General features: G+C 38.6%; 16 protein-coding genes, 1 tRNA gene and 1 pseudogene. 15 read left to right on the top strand and 3 right to left on the bottom strand.

Annotated features, from left to right (window positions below):
- The first annotated feature begins 127 nt into the window (after nucleotides 1-127).
- The 3 genes and pseudogenes from thiD to V4P57_RS08210 form a co-directional block, all read left to right on the top strand.
- Complete coding sequence (gene thiD, locus V4P57_RS08220; protein ID WP_455466040.1) at nucleotides 128-991, top strand: bifunctional hydroxymethylpyrimidine kinase/phosphomethylpyrimidine kinase; 864 nt, start codon at nucleotides 128-130, stop codon at nucleotides 989-991.
- Nucleotides 988-1,113: a hypothetical protein gene (locus tag V4P57_RS08215; RefSeq protein WP_455466039.1), complete on the top strand. Its 126-nt coding sequence runs from the start codon at nucleotides 988-990 to the stop codon at nucleotides 1,111-1,113. Before thiD ends, V4P57_RS08215 begins: the two co-directional genes overlap by 4 nt.
- Nucleotides 1,114-1,321: 208 nt before the next feature.
- Nucleotides 1,322-1,434: pseudogene (locus tag V4P57_RS08210) on the top strand (DNA adenine methylase); the annotation flags it as partial.
- A gap of 398 nt (nucleotides 1,435-1,832) precedes the next feature.
- Here V4P57_RS08210 and V4P57_RS08205 read toward each other — a convergent pair.
- Nucleotides 1,833-1,907, bottom strand: a tRNA-Gly gene (locus V4P57_RS08205).
- A 190-nt stretch (nucleotides 1,908-2,097) separates the two neighbouring features.
- On the opposite strand from V4P57_RS08205, the gene V4P57_RS08200 reads away from it, so the two are divergent.
- From V4P57_RS08200 to V4P57_RS08170, 7 genes are all read left to right on the top strand, one after another.
- On the top strand, nucleotides 2,098-3,078 hold the full coding sequence (locus V4P57_RS08200) for an ABC transporter substrate-binding protein (protein WP_455466990.1): 981 nt from the start codon (nucleotides 2,098-2,100) through the stop codon (nucleotides 3,076-3,078).
- Nucleotides 3,079-3,141: 63 nt separating this feature from the next.
- Nucleotides 3,142-4,038 carry an ABC transporter permease gene (locus V4P57_RS08195; protein ID WP_455466038.1) on the top strand — a complete coding sequence of 299 codons (897 nt, stop codon included), beginning with the start codon at nucleotides 3,142-3,144 and terminating at the stop codon, nucleotides 4,036-4,038.
- Nucleotides 4,031-4,825, top strand: coding sequence for an ABC transporter ATP-binding protein (locus V4P57_RS08190; protein ID WP_455466037.1), 795 nt, complete (start codon nucleotides 4,031-4,033; stop codon nucleotides 4,823-4,825). Before V4P57_RS08195 ends, V4P57_RS08190 begins: the two co-directional genes overlap by 8 nt.
- Before the next feature lie 4 nt (nucleotides 4,826-4,829).
- The gene (holA, locus tag V4P57_RS08185; protein ID WP_455466036.1) at nucleotides 4,830-5,873 is read left to right on the top strand and encodes a DNA polymerase III subunit delta; all 1,044 of its coding nucleotides are present in this window, start codon (nucleotides 4,830-4,832) and stop codon (nucleotides 5,871-5,873) included.
- 739 nt (nucleotides 5,874-6,612) lie between these two features.
- Nucleotides 6,613-7,545, top strand: a complete 933-nt coding sequence (locus tag V4P57_RS08180) for a prephenate/arogenate dehydrogenase family protein (protein WP_455466035.1) — start codon at nucleotides 6,613-6,615, stop codon at nucleotides 7,543-7,545.
- A 658-nt stretch (nucleotides 7,546-8,203) separates the two neighbouring features.
- A complete protein-coding gene (locus V4P57_RS08175) occupies nucleotides 8,204-9,058 on the top strand; it encodes a YihY/virulence factor BrkB family protein (protein WP_455466034.1) in 855 nt (284 codons plus the stop codon).
- A 60-nt stretch (nucleotides 9,059-9,118) separates the two neighbouring features.
- A complete protein-coding gene (locus tag V4P57_RS08170) occupies nucleotides 9,119-9,559 on the top strand; it encodes a YaiI/YqxD family protein (RefSeq protein WP_455466033.1) in 441 nt (146 codons plus the stop codon).
- A gap of 1 nt (nucleotide 9,560) precedes the next feature.
- On the opposite strand, the gene V4P57_RS08165 is transcribed toward V4P57_RS08170, so the two are convergent.
- Nucleotides 9,561-10,259, bottom strand: a complete 699-nt coding sequence (locus V4P57_RS08165; protein ID WP_455466032.1) for a TlpA disulfide reductase family protein — start codon at nucleotides 10,257-10,259, stop codon at nucleotides 9,561-9,563.
- Nucleotides 10,260-10,292: 33 nt separating this feature from the next.
- On the opposite strand from V4P57_RS08165, the gene argH reads away from it, so the two are divergent.
- The 5 genes from argH to V4P57_RS08140 all read left to right on the top strand — a co-directional run bounded on the left by argH (nucleotide 10,293) and on the right by V4P57_RS08140 (nucleotide 17,087).
- Nucleotides 10,293-11,693 (top strand): argininosuccinate lyase, encoded by a 1,401-nt coding sequence (argH, locus tag V4P57_RS08160; RefSeq protein WP_455466031.1) that lies wholly within the window; start codon nucleotides 10,293-10,295, stop codon nucleotides 11,691-11,693.
- A 59-nt stretch (nucleotides 11,694-11,752) separates the two neighbouring features.
- On the top strand, nucleotides 11,753-11,932 hold the full coding sequence (locus tag V4P57_RS08155; protein ID WP_455466030.1) for a hypothetical protein: 180 nt from the start codon (nucleotides 11,753-11,755) through the stop codon (nucleotides 11,930-11,932).
- An 8-nt stretch (nucleotides 11,933-11,940) separates the two neighbouring features.
- Nucleotides 11,941-13,215, top strand: coding sequence for a diaminopimelate decarboxylase (gene lysA / locus V4P57_RS08150; protein ID WP_455466029.1), 1,275 nt, complete (start codon nucleotides 11,941-11,943; stop codon nucleotides 13,213-13,215).
- 415 nt (nucleotides 13,216-13,630) lie between these two features.
- Nucleotides 13,631-16,066 carry a TIGR02302 family protein gene (locus V4P57_RS08145; RefSeq protein WP_455466989.1) on the top strand — a complete coding sequence of 812 codons (2,436 nt, stop codon included), beginning with the start codon at nucleotides 13,631-13,633 and terminating at the stop codon, nucleotides 16,064-16,066.
- A gap of 211 nt (nucleotides 16,067-16,277) precedes the next feature.
- Complete coding sequence (locus V4P57_RS08140) at nucleotides 16,278-17,087, top strand: class I SAM-dependent methyltransferase (RefSeq protein WP_455466028.1); 810 nt, start codon at nucleotides 16,278-16,280, stop codon at nucleotides 17,085-17,087.
- Nucleotides 17,088-17,467: 380 nt separating this feature from the next.
- Here the strand turns inward: V4P57_RS08140 and V4P57_RS08135 are convergent, their stop codons facing one another.
- Nucleotides 17,468-18,151, bottom strand: coding sequence for a response regulator transcription factor (locus tag V4P57_RS08135; protein ID WP_455466027.1), 684 nt, complete (start codon nucleotides 18,149-18,151; stop codon nucleotides 17,468-17,470).
- Between the last annotated feature and the right edge of the window lie 496 nt (nucleotides 18,152-18,647).

Below are 18,647 nucleotides of genomic sequence, written 5' to 3'. Positions count from 1 at the left end.
TATATCTACAAGAAAACTGCATATATAACGTATTTTATGTGAGAAAACATCTCTCTTTATGCTTTTTCAAACATCTATTTTTTGAGAATTTAGTTTTCGACATTTAAAAACATAAGGAAAGAGGCTGATGAAATTACAGGTTGAACAAGGTAATCTTTTTATTCCACGGATTTTATCTATTGCCGGAACTGATCCTTCTGGTGGCGCTGGAATGCAAGCGGATCTGAAAGTTTTTTCAGCTATGAAAGCCTATGGCATGAGTGTGGTTACAGCTGTTGTTGCACAAAATACACAAGGCGTACGTGCTTTTCAGGCGTTGGACGCTTCTTTTGTTGCTGATCAAATTGATTCTGTTTTTGAAGATATTCATGTTGATGCCGTTAAAATTGGTATGGTGGCAAATGCTCAGATTGCGCAGATTATAGCAGAGCGTCTTGCTTATCATAAAGCGCGTGTCATTGTTTTTGATCCCGTTATGGTTGCAAAAAGTGGCGATGTCCTTTTAAAGCCTGACACGATTGAAATTATGCGTAATGTTCTTGTGCCGATGTCAACTTTGATCACGCCAAATTTGCCTGAAGCAGCTATGTTGTTGGGATGTGAAGTGCAGTGGTCGTTAAATGCTATGTATCAATATGGTCCACAGCTTTTGGCTCTAGGTTGTAATGCAGTTCTGTTGAAGGGTGGACATTTGAGCACTCTTGCCAGAAAAAGTACAGTGAATCATGATTATTCTAGTCCGGATCTTTACTGTGATTGTGAAGGTTTTGTTATGCTTGAAGCCTCTCGTTTTGCAACTACTCATGATCACGGTACAGGTTGTACTATTTCAGCTGCGATTGCAGCTTTGTTGCCTACGCAGCCTTTGGTTTGTGCAGTTAAACAAGCAAAAGATTATTTGAATGGAGCTTTATCTGCTTCAAGTGCTTTGCAAGTAGGGAAAGGTCGAGGACCACTTCACCATTTTTATGAGTTATGGAAGAATGTATGAAGCAATTGATTATCAAAAAAGAATCTTCACTTTGCGATTTGTTTTGCAGCTATATTCCGTTTGACGAAAATGGAACATCAAAGGTGCACCTTGCACCTTTGATCTGTCGTGATGCCTCCTGAAATCAAAATGCAATGTTTGCATTTTGGGTGGGAGAGAAGAATAGGGACAGCTTGATCCAATTGCATGAGTACAGCAATGGGGTAATGTTTATCCAATTCCTAAAAGAGCAATAGTGCAAACATTGCACAATTGCATACTGAAGAGCAATTCGGTCAACTTGACCCAATTGCTTAAACATTTGTCTCTTTAGTAATGTGCTTATGATACAGAAAAATTATCAGTCAATTTGACTAAAAGAGGTCACTACATCTTATAAATGCTGCTTCTCAAATAATCCGACTTGGGCTCAAGAACTCATCATTTCAAATTGTGATTTTTAGAAGAAAAGAAAAAAGACTCATGAAATGCTCTTTAAATACCCTTTGAAAGGCCTTTGAAGACCCTTTGAGAACCCTTTGAAAAAATGAAAATTCTTTGAAAAAGAGGTATTTTTTACAAAATACGATACAAATTATACAAAATTTTATGGTGCTCATGCACTCATGATCTTACAAATTGTAGGTATCAAATCATGTGATTGTGGCAAGAAGAACTGATCATATCAAATCGTGATTTTTAACAGAAAATAAAGACTCATAAAAAGGGTCTTTAAATGACCTTTTAGAACCCCTTAAAAAACCCTGTGAAAAAAAATAAATTGGTACAAAACCTGGTGTCAAAATATACAAAACCTGCTGGCAATCCACAACAGTGGCAAGCTACACAAGCTAGACCCACATGGAGCGGGCGATGGGATTCGAACCCACGACCCCAACCTTGGCAAGGTTGTGCTCTACCCCTGAGCTACACCCGCTCACCGATTCGAAACGTATCTTGCTTCGGATGCTGCTTGTATGGCGTAGGCTTCTGAGAATTGCAACAAAAAAATAACATTTCAACGTGAATTATTTTTCAATATTAAAAAATGGAAATAAAGATTGATTTTGAAGGTGCTTTTCAATAAATTGTTGTGCGCGATTATTGCAAATTTAGGTGGAGCAACAATGTTTAGAATGATGGGGTTTAAAGTAATAGGTGTGTGTTTTGCTATTGTAGCTACTTTTACCATGAATAGCTTTGCAAAAACAACAGAAAAAGTTAAGGTGGCAATTACACAAATCATGTTGCATCCTGCTGCAGATCAAGTCCGCAAAGGGGTGGAGGATGCGCTGGCGAAAAGCGGTTATAAAGAGAGTGAAAATTTAGAACTCACTTTTTTATCAGCGCAGGGTAATATTTCTACAGCAACACAGATTGCACGTAAATTTGTTGGTGATAAGCCTGATGTGATTGTTGCAATTAGCACGCCTTCAGCACAAACAGTGCTTGCAGCGACAAAAACAATTCCTATTGTTTTTGCTGCAATTTCTGATCCTATCAGAGCAAAAATAGTTTCTTCTCTTACCAAACCTGGTAGCAATGTGACAGGAACTTCTGATCGTATAGATATTGCACAAAGTCTTAGACTTTTAAAGGAAGTGAAACCAAATTTAAAAAAACTTGGTTATCTTTATAATGCCTCTGAAGCCAATTCTGTTTCAACATTGAAAATATTAAAAGATGTAGCAAACGAAGTTGGAATTGAAGTCATTCCTTCATCGGCACCTAAGCCTTCTGATGTTCAGGCGGCAACGCGGGCTTTAATTGGTAAAGTGGATGTCATTTTTGTTCCCGCTGATAATACGGTTCTTTCTGTTTTAGAGGGAGCAGCAAAAGTTACACAGGAAGTAAATATTCCTTTATTTACTGTCGATTCTAATTCTATGGGAAGAGGTCCTTTTATGACGCAGGGCGTAAATTTCTATGATGTAGGGGTTGAAGCTGGGAAATTGGTTGTGCGTATTCTAAAAGGTGAAAAACCTGGCGATATTGATGTTGTACAGGCGGCAAATAATGATGTCCGTATTGATATGACAGCAGCTAAAAAAGCTGGTATTGTTATTCCGCAGACAGTTATTGAACGCGCGACAAAGATTATTCAATAAGCTTCCATAAACATGATGTTGATATGGTAAAAGTACTTAAGTTTTCATGGGGGTGTTCTTTGGATGAATATATTTGCGTTTTCTGGTGCTGTAGAATTAGGTCTTATTTACGCGTTTGTTGCAATTGGAGTTTATCTCTCCTTTCGCGTTTTAGATTTTCCTGATTTAACTGTTGATGGTTCGTTTCTTCTTGGATCATGTGTTTGTGGTGTTTTTATTCTTTTAGGTTTCAATGCATGGGCGGCTATGGCATCCGCTTTTTGCGCAGGTATGATGGCTGGTTTAGTAACGGCTTTGCTGAATTTGCATTTTGGTATTTTAAATCTTTTGGCTTCAATTTTAACAATGTCAGTGCTTTATACAATTAATCTTCGTATTATGGGGATTATGGGGGGATCTAATATTAATTTAGCACTTGCTGATACTGCTTTAACCCCTTTTTATGATATATTCGGCTTGCCTGATATTTTTGTGCGTCCTATTTTTGTTGGTTTTGTATTACTGGTTGTAGCATTTTTGATTTGGCGCTTTTTAGAAAGTGAGATGGGGCTTGCTATGCGCGCAATGGGAGCAAATCCGCGTATGGCTACAGCACAAGGGGTTCATACGTCGGCGTTAATTTATTTTGGCATGGGGCTTTCAAATGCGTGTGTTGCACTTGGAGGTTCTCTTTATATTCAAACCGCGATTGCTACTGATATTACCGGTGGAGCTGGTACGATTGTTTTCGGTTTGGCTGCTGTTATTATTGGTGAAACATTATTTCGTACACGCAATATCTTTTGGATTATTGTCAGCTGTATTGTTGGATCTGTTCTTTACCGTGTGGCAGTGCAGTTCGCATTTGAGGCACAAGGGATTGGTATTGATACATCAACGGATCTTCAGTTGATCACCGCGCTTTTAGTGATTTTAACCCTTGCTGTGTCACGCTATTGGGGGAGGCGTAAACATGATTGAATTCTCTCATGTTGGAGTTACTTTTAAACCACAAACGCCTTTGGAAAAACAGGCCTTAATTGATATTAATCTTAAAATTGATCGGGGTAGTTTTGTTACGATTATTGGTTCAAATGGTGCTGGTAAGTCAACTTTGCTTAGTGTTTTGGCGGGTGCGATTTTTCCTATGACAGGAAAAGTGGTGATTAATGGGCAAAATGTTTCTAGGCAATCGGTAAGTGAACGCGCTGGAAAAGTTGCCTGTGTTTTTCAAGATTCGTTAGTGGGAAGTTGTGGTTCTTTAACAATTGAAGAAAATTTGGCTCTTGCAGCTCTTCGGGGGAGTCGACGTGGTTTGCGTGCTGCTTTAAATTATGAAAAGCGGCAATTTTTTCGTGAGGAAATTGCCAAATTAGGCATTGGTCTTGAGGCGTATATTCACAATCCTATGGACAGTTTATCAGGAGGACAACGTCAAGCGGTTTGTCTTGTTATGGCTACTTTAGCACATGCGGATGTTTTATTGCTTGATGAGCATACTTCAGCATTAGATCCAGGAATGGCTGATTTTATCATGCAATTGACAGAAAAAATTGTTGAAGAGAAAAAATTAACAACTATTATGGTGACGCATTCTATGCGTCAAGCTCTTGATCATGGAGACCGCACACTGATGTTGCATGGGGGGAAAGTGATTTTTGATGTGTGTCAAGAAGAACGTAAAGGGTTGGATGTAAGTGATCTAATAGGTATGTTCCAAAAGGTTCGTGGTGAAGTTCTTGATGATGATGAACTCTTAATGGATTAATGTTTTGGCTCAGAAAAAAGCGCATGAAGTTGATCATTTTTTAACGCACTTTTCGCGTGCTTTTCCTATTGTTCTCATTTATGGGCCTGATCGTGGTCTTGTTTGCGAGCGTGTACAGCGTTTTATTAAGTGCACGAAGATAGATGTAGAAGATCCTTTTTCCACTGTTCGTATTGATGCGGCTGAGATTGATAAAGATCCTGCACGATTGGGGGATGAAGCGCGAACTTTGTCGCTTTTTGGTGGTGATCGTTTGATATGGGTGTCTAACGGCGCCAATCAAAAAAACTTCCTTACAGCTTTGAAGCTTTTAATTAAAGAACCACCAGAAAAAAGCTTTATTCTCATTGAGGCAGGAGATTTGAAAAAAGGAACAGGGTTGCGCAATATTATTGAGCCGGCATTGATAGCGATGGCTTTACCCTGTTTTGCGGACGATATCCGTGCTCTTGATACATTAATTGATGAAGTCTTAGGCCATTTTAAAATGACTCTTTCTTTGGATGCGCGCAAGTGGTTGCTCCACCATTTGGGAGGAGATCATCTTGTTTCACGTAGTGAATTGGAAAAACTCTGTCTTTACGCCTTGGAGAAAACACATATTGCTCTTGAAGACGTGAAAGCTGTGGTAAGTGATGTGAGTGCACTTTCTCAAGATGAGGTGATTGACGCTATTTTACTGGGAGATGTGCGAAGCTTTGAAGCGCATTTTAACCGATATACAAGTATGCCAAGTGCACTTTTTTTTATTTTGAGTACTGCACAAAGGCATTTTCAGCAATTACAGCTTTTGCGTTATCAAGTAGATGTTGAAGGTAAAAGCGCTTTTACAGTGATTTCTCAAGCACAGCCGCCAATTTTTTTTCAGCGGAAAAAAAACGTTGAACGTGCCTTGAGTTATTGGGGAGGAAAACAAATTTCTTATGCGATGGAACGAATCCAGCATGCTGTTTTAGACAGCCGTAAAAATCCGCTTTTGAGCGAGGCTATCATTCGTCAGACCTTGTTAGGGCTGGCAATTTTTGCACGACGTCGAATGGCGGCTTAAAATATTAAGTTGTACTTGTGTAGGCTTATTTGAAGATCTTAAAAGTTTTATGAAATAAATTTTCCTCCTATGATTGTTTGTTTTTCGTGTTCCGCGCATTTGATAAAAGACTAACATCATTTTTATCAATCACTCTGTATAATAAAAAGAATTTTAAAGGTGTTATTATTATCAAACTTTCTTTTTTGATGGAGCGAGTTTGCATCATATTTGCTTGATTTATGATATCGGGTGAGTGAAGGAATTTTATAGAATTACAGCATCTTTTCTTTACATTTTTTAGCAGAATTTTAAATATTTGAAAAAGCTATGTTGATTGTTTCCGCTTTAGTTTTATGCGATGTAGCCCAAGAACTTTGAAAAATATTGATATTTTCTTATTCTTTGAGGAGCTTATTGGGGAATAAAACTTGTGATATTTTATGCAGAGTGCTTATCATTATTGATCAAAAATTTATGAAGCATTTCGTGTTTTGTGCGGCGGTGAATGTTTGTAAGCAATGAATTGACAAATTTTAGAGCTTAAAGTTACGTTTTTTCTTACAAATAGGGGCATTTTCCAAATAAAAATGATCTGTGGACAGTCAGCGCAGATGATTAATGGATGGCGCATGATTTAATGATTCATTTTCTTTTGTCTGTTGTGGTTTTTTAAATGTTTGATACACAACTCTTGAACAAATATACTAGCACATTTTGTGCTTTGTTGTCGTTTTAAAAGAGTTTTTAAAGGTGAAAGATGCTCCATATTCAGTTTGAAAAAATAGCACTCATTGGGATCGGTCTTATTGGCTCTTCTTTAGCAAGAGTGATTAAAAAGAAAAATCTCGCGGCTCAAATTTCTATTGCAACGCGTCGGAAAGAAACATTGAAAAGGGCGCGTGAATTGGAACTTGGGGATTTTTATACAACGAATAATGCAGAAGCTGTTGAAGGAGCGGATTTAGTTATTGTTTCTGTTCCTGTTGGAGCGAGTGCGGAGATAGCAAAAACTATTCGTGACCATTTAAAACCGGGGGCGATTGTGAGTGATGTTGGATCTACAAAAGCGTTGGTGATTGCAGAAATGGCACCTTTATTACCAAAAACGGTTCATTTTATTCCAGGACATCCAATTGCTGGAACGGAATATTCTGGGCCAGATGCTGGTTTTGCTGATTTGTTTATAAATCGTTGGTGCATTTTAACACCTTTTGCTGAAAGTGATACTGTGGCTATAGCGCAATTGACAGCATTTTGGGAAGCTTGTGGCGCGCGTGTCGAAAAGATGGATCCTAAGCACCATGATCTTGTTTTGGCTATTGTTTCGCATTTGCCCCATTTGATTGCTTATAATACTGTTGGGACGGCCAGCGATTTAGAAAAGGTGACGAATTCGGAAGTGATTGCTTATTCCGCTTCAGGTTTTCGTGACTTTACCCGTTTGGCATCTTCTGATCCTATTATGTGGCGAGATATTTGTTTGCATAATAAGGATGCCATCTTAGAAATGTTGAGCCGTTTTAGTGAAGGGCTTGCTTCTTTAGAACAAGCAATTCGTGTGGGGGATGGTGATACACTGTTTAATTTTTTTATGCGTACGCGTGCTGTGCGCCGCAATATTATTGCTGCGGGACAAGAAATTGATGCCCCTGATTTTGGGCGTCATAGTGTTTCTAAAGAGGGTATGTAAAAACAAGGTTTTTTGTTAAACTTCGCTGGCTGTTTTAGAAATCCATAAGAAATTTTCTCTCTTTTTATTTTAAGTCGTGGATTGCTATGAAGAAGATAGGCAGTTGTCCGGATATAGATGACTACGGTTTAAAAGTTTTAATGGGTACAAGATTATCATTTGTAGCTCTATATGGTATATAACGTACAAAAGAGCTCGTATCTCTTATAGGAGAGACTAAAAAAATAAGCAGTTGTAGATATTTGTGTAATGCATTGCTTTCTTGTTTTCATGTAAGGGTTGTTTCTGGGTAGTCTTGTGTGGTGCATTTGTGCTTAGATTGCTCGCCGGTCGTGGTTGGCGTAATCTGAGATCAAAAAAATCATTTGGTGTATATCTAAGCTTGCAATAAAAATTGTAGGTCGCCTTGTGTCAGTTTATGTAGGCGCGTGTATCCTATTTTATCAACAATATCGACGGTTAATAGGTAAAGATCTTCATCGTCTTTGGCTCTTGATGAGCACAATTTGTTGATTCATTCTTTTCAATCTTGGTACAGAGTTGGGCTTGACCGTGTTGATCATTACCCTTTATATAAAAATATTTGCTTTTAGAGTCTTGATGGTTTTTATAAAGCTTCGATAAACTAAGGAAGAGTGTTACCAGAAAGTATTAAGATTTGTTGAGAAATATCTTTTGGTATAGCTATCGTATTCTTGTTGATGCAGTAAGCCATTATTGGCGCGATAATGGAAGTGCTTTTGCGAGTCATGTCGCGCTGTCAGGACTTTTAGCGTTTTTCCCTTTTTTTATTTTTGGGACATCTCTTGCTAGTTTTGTTGGTGCTTTTACGTATACGCCGCAAAAAATTAAAGCGCTTGTGCAGTTATTGCCAGATGTCATTGCAGAGCCTTTATCTAAGGAAATTATCAACGTTTTAACCATTCAGCGAGGGGGAGTGTTGACCATTTCTGTCATTGGAGCAGCCTATTTTGCCTCTAATGGAATAGAAGCTTTGCGTACGGCCTTAAATAACGCTTATCGTGTTGTTGATCGGCGTAGTTTATTGTTTTGTCGTTTTCAAAGTTTGTTTTTTGTGGTCATTGGAGCTATTGGTCTTGTTGTAATCAGCTTTTTGCTGGTTTTGACACCTTTGCTAATAAAAATTACACAACATCATTCTTTTTTCATTACCGAATATATTGCTATCATTCGCCTATGGCGCTACATAATCGCAGCAGTTGTTTTATTTGTAAGTCTTTTAGTTGTTCATAAATGGCTACCAGCAGAGCGACGAAAATTTGCAGATATTTTACCAGGAATTGTGGTGACAATGTCGGTGTGGTTTATGGCTTCCATTGCTTTTGCGCAATATTTAACAATGTTTGATTATATTTCTACCTATGCGGGGTTAGCATCTATTATGGTTGCCATTATTTTTCTTTACATCTTAAGCGCAATTTTTATTTTGGGAGGCGAAATAAACGCAGCGATAATGTTTTATCGCAATCATTTGCAACATTCAGATGAATGAGAGAATGTGTTGTTGAAGCAAAATTAAGGTGCGAATATATAAACAAAACTTGCTATCACTTTGTTGGTTGATGCGCGTTCTGTAAAGCCTGAAATTTATCGTGTTATGAGTCGTTATCAACTTAAAACATTTGTCATGGCAAACCATTTTTTGTTTCTCTCAGATGAAGAGCTTCTTGAAAGAGTGATTGTTGCTGAAAATTTTGATTGTGTAGATAATTGGATTGTAGAGCATGTGCATGAGGCTAGTATCGTTATTACCAGTGATATCCCTTTAGCAGCACGGGTTGTGCGTGCGGGTGGGGTTTGTCTTTCGCCAACGGGGCGTATTTTTGATGCAAGTTCAGTCGGTCACGTTTTAGCGATGTGCAATTTGATGGAAGATTTGCGAGGACAGGGCAAAGTAACAGCTGACCCTCGCCCTTTTTGCCGCGAAGATTGTTTTGCTTTTTTATCAGCACTGGATTTAGATATACAATGTTTAAAAAGATGCGGTTATTAAGTTATTGTGCTTCTTTTATGACAGTTTTTATAAAAGCTTTGGCATCATCATTGGCCCATGGTGCTGCACCATTGAATGAAGCAATGAGATGACCATTTTTATCAATCAGAAATGTGATGGGCAGTCCTAAAGCGATCCCTTGTTTTCTGAGGCTGTTGAAAATATTCATTGTTTCATCGCGGTAGTAAAATAAGTTATCAGCATGAGCATCATGTAAAAATTGCTGAATTTTTTCAGGAGAAGCAGTTTTATCAATATTTATAGCCATGACATCGAAGTTTTTTCCACCCATTTCACGTTTTAATTGCGCCAGTTCTGGCATTTCTGCACGGCATGGTTTGCACCACATGGCCCACAGATTTATAAGCATTGGTTTTCCAGTAAATTCAGCGAGTTTACGGTCTTTTTCTTGAATATCTTTAAAAGAAAGTTGCTTCATGTCATAGGGAATATCAGCGAATCGCATATGGGTAAAAAAGCCTTTTGCTGCTTTTCGGATTGCCATCATTTTTTCCACTTGTGTTTTGTCGGTATTTGTTTCTCGTGCGTTTGCTGCTGAAATGAAATTGAAAAAGAAAGACTCTCTCTTGTTGTTATGGTTTATTGTTGCGTATAAACTCAAGGCAATGATAAAAGATGTGAAGAAGAATAAGCTCTTTTTATTGCTATTTTTTCGGCTGATAAAGATTTGAAGAAACATAATTTTTGTCCTTTTAATAGGTGTTTTTAGGGTATGGCAGATGAGAAACTAAAGAACCAAATGTGGGGTGGCCGGTTTACCGCAGGATCTGCTGCAATCATGGAAGAAATTAATACCTCAATTGATTTTGATCAGAAACTTTATCGGCAAGATATTGAAGGTTCGCTTTCTCATGTGGCAATGTTAGCGCAAACAAAGATCATTTCACAATCGGATTATGAAAAAATTGTTTATGGTTTAAAGCTTATTCGTAAAGAAATTGAAGAGGGCACATTTATTTTTTCACGAAAGCTTGAAGATATTCATATGAATATTGAAGCGCGGTTGAGAGAATTGATTGGTTCTGTAGCAGGACGTTTGCATACGGCTCGTTCACGCAATGATCAAGTTGCTGTTGATTTTCGTTTGTGGGTGCGTGAAGCAACGCAGAAAATAGCGCAGGCTTTAAAAGAATTGATAGAGCAATTGCTTATTCGAGCAGAACAACACTTTGATACCTTTATGCCAGGCTTTACGCATTTGCAATCGGCACAACCCGTAACATTTGGCCATCATATGATGGCCTATGTTGAAATGTTTGGTCGAGATTTATCCCGGATGCGTGATGCGATTGAGCGTATGAATGAATCACCTTTAGGTGCTGCAGCTTTAGCTGGTACAAGCTTTCCAATTGATCGTTTTATGACGGCAAAAGCACTAGGTTTTCGTGAGCCGACACGCAATTCGATTGATAGTGTTTCGGATCGTGATTTTGCGTTGGAATTTTTGAGCGCAGGTGCTCTTTGTGCAGTGCATCTTTCGCGTTTAGCGGAAGAAATTGTTCTTTGGTCAAGTGCACAATTTCACTTTATTCGTTTATCGGATGCTTTTTCAACTGGTTCATCTATTATGCCACAAAAGAGAAATCCTGATGCTGCGGAACTTGTGCGTGCTAAAGTAGGACGACTGAATGGCGCATTGATGGGTTTGTTAACGGTGATGAAAGGATTGCCCCTTGCCTATTCTAAGGATATGCAAGAAGACAAGGAATATGTGTTTGATGGAGCTTTGAGTTTAGAATTATCGCTGGCAGCAATGACAGGGATTATTAGTGATTTGCAAGTCAATAAAGAAGCTATGAAACAAGCCGCTGATTCTGGCTATGCAACCGCGACCGATTTTGCCGATTGGCTTGTGCGTGAATTAGGGCTTCCTTTTCGTGAAGCACACCATATTACAGGGCGTGCTGTGGCATTAGCAGAAAAAAAACGATGCGGTTTGAATGAGTTATCATTGGTTGAGCTTCAAACGATATGTCCAGATATCAATGCAGCACTTTTTGATGTTTTGACGGTTGAAAAATCAGTCAAAAGCCGCAAAAGTTTTGGGGGAACTGCGCCTTCAGAAGTGCTCCACCAAATTGCTTATTGGAAAAAACGTCTTATAACCGCCTGAGTGATTTTATTTTAAACGCAAGAATAAAGAAGAGATATTAGTAGGAAAGAAAAGGGCGTATGAAGATCATTTTAAAGAGTTTAACAATTGTCCTTTTGGGGAGCGTTATTATGGTTGGATGTGGGCGTAAGGGGACATTAGAATTGTCTCCTCCGGCATTGGTGAATTCTTCACAAGGAACATTTGTTCCTCAAGGTAAAACAGATGAACCTTTTATTCTTGATCGGTTAATACAATAGGGATTTTTATGCGTTTTTTTTCTTATCATCAGGGTGTGCTCCACGCTGAAAGTCTTTCGCTTTTGGAACTTGTGCAGGAAATTGGAACACCTTTTTACTGTTATTCAGCTAGCGCAATCCTTGCACGTTTTAAAGACTATCAAAATGCATTTCAAGAGATGCCAAGTTTGATTGCTTATGCGGTTAAAGCGAATTCTAACCAAGCGGTGTTACAACTTTTAGCAAACAATGGTGCGGGAGCTGATGTGGTCTCAGAAGGGGAATTACGGCGCGTACTTGCTGTTGGTATTCCTGCGCAGCGTATTATTTATTCTGGTGTTGGTAAAACAGTGAGAGAAATAGATTTTGCTCTTGCAAAGGATATTTATTGTTTTAACGTTGAATCAGAGCCAGAACTTGAACAATTATCGGCACGGGCTGTTGCGCTTTCAAAAACAGCTCGTATTTCTTTGCGCATTAATCCTGATGTTGATGCTAAGACTCACAAGAAAATTACAACAGGAAAATCCGAGAATAAATTTGGTATTCCGCTATCGTTGGCGGGTGATGCCTATAAAAAAGCAGCCCAATTGCCCGGTCTTCATGTGTGTGGTGTTGATCTCCATATTGGTAGTCAAATTTGTGATTTAAAGCCGTTTGAAGATGCATTTATTATTGCTGCAGATTTTGTGCGTCAATTATGGAATAACGGTTATGCGATAACCCATGTTGATATTGGAGGCGGGCTCGGTATTTCTTACGGTCATGAGCAATATCCAGTACCCTCTCCTTTTGAGTATGCAGCGTTGGTAAAGAAACATATTGCGCCTTTAGGGATCAATATTATCTTAGAGCCTGGGCGTAGTATTGTTGGTGAAGCTGGTGTTTTGATGACATCGGTTGTGTATTTAAAACATGCGGGAGGGCGGAATTTTGTTATTGTTGATGCGGCAATGAATGATTTTATGCGTCCGACGCTTTATGATGCGTGGCAAAATGTGATACCAGTGAAAAAAACATCAGGAGATGCCCTGATGATTAGTGCTGATATTGTTGGTCCTGTTTGTGAGACTGGTGATTATTTAGGTTTGGAACGCTCTTTACCGGTGTTGAAAACAGGTGATGCTTTGGCAATAACAGGAGCGGGAGCCTATGGTGCGGTAATGGCAAGCACCTATAATAGCCGGCTTTTGGTGCCAGAAGTTCTTGTTCAGGATACACGTTTTGCGATTATTCGTCCACGTCTTGATTATGCGCAATTGATAGACTGCGATCATATTCCAGATTGGATTAAGCCTGAATAGAATTGAGCATTGTTAAATATTTTTGGTCTTATTTTTACTAAACTATGATGAAACAATTTATTTTCTGGAAATTGTTTTTTGTAGAACTTCCTTATACTGTTATAGAATACTTTATTTCAATATGCTGATAGAAGGTATATTTATGCATATTAAAAATACAATGTCATTTCTACCTGATTTCAGTTTTCTTTTGTATCAACCAAGTGTAAAAGTATAAAGTCAAATGGGATATTCAGGGTAGAACTTACCCATAAGGACTATGAGGTGAATCACATAGCTGATCAGCAAGTGGAGCTTATCTCAAGAAAAACCAATCTGATTACAGATTGGTGGTGGTTAAGAATCTTAATCCTTTAGGGTGAAGAGAAAATCAGGGTCTCAATTCACCGTTGTAAAAGGGGACAAGTGCTTGTCTATAATAAATGAAAACATCAAAAGTTTTGCAAGAATAAAGCTTTTGTGTGTGCGCATTTTTATGTGGTTTATCCTCTCATTTGAGCGGATATGGCTACGGTTATTGCCGTTTTTTTTGATTCTCAGTCTCTTTTGTTCCCTTAGTTGGTTGGGTATTTTTGGAATTCTAGGTTATTGGCCACATTTGCTCTTACTTGGGCTTATGCTTTTTTCTGCTGCGGGGAGTTTATTTTTTCTTATTTATTTTCGGTTTCCCACAACTAGAGAAGTTAATCAACGCCTTGAAAGAGTAAACGGCCTTAAAAATCAACCTTTAAGCGTACAAACAGATCGTTTATGTATCGAAAATGACGAAGATTTTAGTGCACTTGTTTGGCGTGAACATCAACGTCGCATGGCAAAACAATTATACCATTTAAAAACCGGATTTGCCTATCCTAATAGTGCAGCTTACGATCCTTTGGCTCTGAGAACTTTATGTGTTCTCCTTTTTGTGTGTGCTTTTGGTTTTTCTTTTGGCTCGCTAGGGGGGCGTTTGACAGATGCGTTCGATTTACGTCCTATGATCGATGAGACATCGATGCGGATTGATGCTTGGGTAACACCCCCTGCTTATACCGGTGTTGCACCTCTTTATTTAACAAAAGGTGAGAAAACACGGCTTGCAGTTCCTGAAGGGAGTGATGTGGTTGTACGTGTTGTAAATGGTGCCGGCATTACAGTAAAAGCGAACTCTGAAGAGGATGCACAAGAAATTTCGTTTGCCAAGAAAAGCGAAAAGGTGGCTCTAAATGATCCAATCGTTCATTTTGAAACACGCTTAGAATGTTCAATAGATTTAGTAGTGTCATCGCGTCATAAGAAACAGCAATGGCATTTGCAAATGATTAAAGATCGACACCCAACAATTCGTTGGCTGGAAAAACCAGGGCGGATTTTGACTGGTTCATTAGAGCTACAGTATGAGCTGGATGATGATTATGGAGTGACAAAGGCTTTTGTTGAAATAGAACCTTTTTTAAATCAGCCTAAAGCTGCTGCTTCTCTTTATAAGGCACCTGAAATAATGCTTCTTATACCACGGGGTGGAAGGGGCAAAATGCGGACGGTACAAGATGTATCAGCTCATCCATGGGCTGGTTCGGACGTCAAAATTACTTTGGTGGCAGAAGATGGTGCGGGGCAGAAAGGGCGGAGTAAAACTTTTGTTATGACACTACCACAGCGCGTCTTTTCGAATCCTGTTGCGCGTGCAGTGAGTGAGTTGCGTCGTATGTTGGCCCTTAATTCTTTAGCGCGAGAGCGTGTGCTTGATATGCTTTCTGCTTTGCTTGTGCGTCCAAAAGAGGGGCTACAGAATTTTACACATTTTCTTGTTCTCCAGAGTGCATGGACAAGGCTTTCTATGGCAGAAACGGAAGATGATTTGCGCGCAGTTGTCGATTATTTATGGCAGATTGCTTTAGGAATTGAAGGTAATCAGCTTGAGTCCGTCGAGAAAAATCTAAAACAAGCACAGGCTGCTTTGCGTGATGCACTTCGTTACGGCGCTCCAGCTGCAGAAATTGAGCGGCTTATGGCAGATTTACGTCAAGCTATGGATGATTATATTCATGCTTTAGCTGAAAGTGCACAAGATAAGAGCAATCCACATAAGAGTAATCTTAGCCGTCCTAATCTTTCAGAAGATACATTGCAGAAAAAACTGAATTTAATTGAGGAAATGGCTAAGATGGGCTCCTCTTTAGCAGCGGAACAGCTGTTGGCTGAACTTGAGCAAACTCTTGATCATTTGCAAGTTCAAAAAGGCAGTCATGGTGGGGAGCAGGATCAGAGCCAATCCGCACAAATGAAAGAAAAAATGGATAATCTTGGAGACTTGATACGCCGTCAGCAAGAAATTCTCAATGAAACACACCAATTAGAAAAACAACAAAAACGTGGAGAAAATGTACCAGAAAAACAAAGAAAATCTTTAAAAAAACGTCAGGCCGATTTGCAGTCTGAATTGTCAATATTAGAAAAGGAATTATCAGCACAAGGGTTTGGATCGAGTGACGCATTCAAAAAAGCAGAAGAGAAAATGAATTCTGCAGAAGATGCTCTTGATCAGGGAAATCATCAAACATCCATACAAAATCAGTCAGATGCTTTAGAATCTTTGAGGCAAGGCGCACAAAATGTTTTAGAAAAAATGCGCGAAATGCTTAAAGAAACTGGTGGCCGTCAAAATGCTGTTCGTAGTCCTGAAGATCCACTAGGGCGTTCACTTTCTTCAAAAACAGATCAAGAAGGGCAAGAAGGTGCAGCAATACCGCAAGAAAGTGATCAAATGCGTGCGCGACAGATTTTAGACGAAATTCGCAAACGCCTTGGTAAGGAGCATATTCCAGAAGTAGAAAAAAACTATCTTGAAAGGTTGCTTCGTTTTAATTAATCATTTCTTCTTTTAACGGATGTCAAAAAGAGCGCATTGGAAATTTTTTAGAGTGTGAAGTTCAAAAATAAAGGGCGTGATTAAAACGCTTGTCGTGAAGTAATCATAAAAAATGTTCTGTACAGTTTTTTGTTATTTGGAATTCAAAATATGAAATATTAAAGTTTTTGCCATTGCGGAGAAAAGGCAGAAGTCCATATAAGTGGGATATATGAAGCCTGTTAGGTTTGAAGTTTTTTCTACACGGTATGTTGAGTTGGATATAGTCACATTAAGAGATTTTTACGATTCTGCACTTGGACTGCGTGTGCAGGGGACGTTGTGTGAGCAATTAAATTTATGGTGGCCAGATCTTGCTGATAAACGAGTTATGGGTTTAGGGTATGCAGTTCCTTACCTTTCTGCGTTGTGTATGCGTGCACAACAGTGTTTTGCTTTTATGCCAGCTGCTCAGGGTGCTTTACCTTGGCCCTGTGCTGATAAGGTTGCTACAGCACTTGTTTTTGAAGAAGATCTACCGCTTCCTGATGCTTCTATGGATTGTATTTTATTGGTACATGCACTTGAATATACAGAAAATGCATTCGAAACGCTGAATGAAATATGGCGTGTTTTGGCTCCTAATGGCAGCTTGATTGTTATTGTTCCTCATCGCCCTGGCTTTTGGGCACGCAATGCTTGCACTCCCTTTGGTTATGGTGAACCTTATAGTCGGCAACAAATTGCTCGTTTGTTTGAAAAAACAAATTTTATTTCTGGACCAGCGCAAGAAATTGTACATTATATGCCTTCTTCAGGATATGCTTCTCGGTTATTCTCATTTTTTTATGAGCCATTTTGGCGCTATCTTTTGCCTTATTTTGGTGGACTTTTAATGTGTCAGGCGCAGAAATGTATTTATCAAGGTTTGCCTGTACAGCGCCGTCAATCACGGCGTATTTTTATTCCTGCATTATCTCCTCAAGCCTATGAGAATTCTTCCCACCTTGTTTTTGAGCCTATCTCACGACAATGTTCGTGAAGGATATAACGCAAAATCCATTTTGCGTTATCATTTTCACTTATGCAAGGTACAAGCAGGTACTCTCATCCTCTTTGCTAGATTAATGTCGCAATTGTTCTTACATTGAGATAGTTCATGAGAAGTATATCGAGCCTAGTCTCAAATGGTTTTTATCGATATGCTAATCCCATTTGTGATACGCAAAAAAAGAGTTTTGGTTTATTCATCATAAGGCGAATTTGCAATGAGAAACCCTATTTTATTTGGGACTCTCATTCAAGTTGTGAAACGATAAGTTACATTTATAAATCGATATATTATATCTGTTTATCTTATTATATTTCAGAAAAAATTAAGAGCATCAAAATCGTTTTTGAAGCGGTAACTTTGGATAAAATTTAAAAATTAAGGCGATATCCATTTTGATCGGTAACAAGAATTTGTGCGTTGGAAGGATCCTTTTCGATTTTTTGCCGCAAACGATAGATATGAGTTTCTAAGGTATGAGTGACAACATTTGCGTTGTAACCCCAAATTTGTTCTAACAGTGTTTCACGGCTTACGGTTTTATTATTTGTAGAATAAAGGTACTTAAGAATTGCTGCCTCTTTTTCTGTGAGGTGCATTTTGTTGTCGTGTTGATCAATGAGAAGTCTTTGTTTAGGTTGAAAAGTATAGGGACCAATTAAAAAAAACGCGTCTTCATTTTGTTCGTATTGGCGCAATTGGGCGCGGATTCGCGCTAACAATACAGCAAAACGAAAGGGTTTTTTGACATAATCATTGGCACCTGTTTCAAGATCTAAAATGGTATCGCAATTTGTATCATGATTTGTGATCATGATAATGGGAGCACGAAATCCTTGGGTGCGTAATTTTTTAACAGCTTGAAGGCCATCAAGATCAGGGAGTTCAATACCAAAAATGGCTAGATCAACGTTTTTCTCTTTGGCCATTGCGATTCCTGCTTCAGCTGTTTTCGCTAGGAAAACTTTAAACTCTTTATGCATTTGCAATTGTTCTACCAAAATGGGACGCAGGTCATCATCGTTTTCAACGATTAAAAGCGTGTATCTGGTCATTTTTTTTCCTTATAAGGTATGTTGATGTCCTGACTAACTGAAAGTAGTTTCACGAAAATGGAGTTTCATGCAAGGAGAATTAAAAAAAGAAATCCCATAAAAAATAAACTTTTGTTGCTTTTATGGTTGTATGCTGACAAGTGGGTAATTGTACGCAAGTTTTTTATGCACAGGGTAGAATCGTTTCTTGTGATCTAAGGCATTTCAGTATTTTTGCTTTTAATCATGAAAGTTATAGTGCGATGCTTTTGGCATATATGCATTTTGGGGAGGATTTCATGGTAATCTCTATTATTTCTTCATTTTGTTTTGCCTTTTCACTGTATTTGAGTGCACAATGGTTGGTGTGATGCGTGTGGTGGTGCTAATTATAATCGTTTAGTACGCCTTCCTTACTTCCGTAGTTCTGAAAAGATACATCGTGAAGATAGTCTTTATGCTATCGTTTTGGTGTTGGACTAAGATAGTACAGAATGAAAAAGGGCAAGAGGGAGTG

It is taken from the genome of Bartonella sp. B39, from assembly GCF_053795145.1.
The sequence above is the reverse complement of the archived record's forward strand: the minus strand, read 5'-3'. Positions and strand labels throughout refer to the sequence as shown.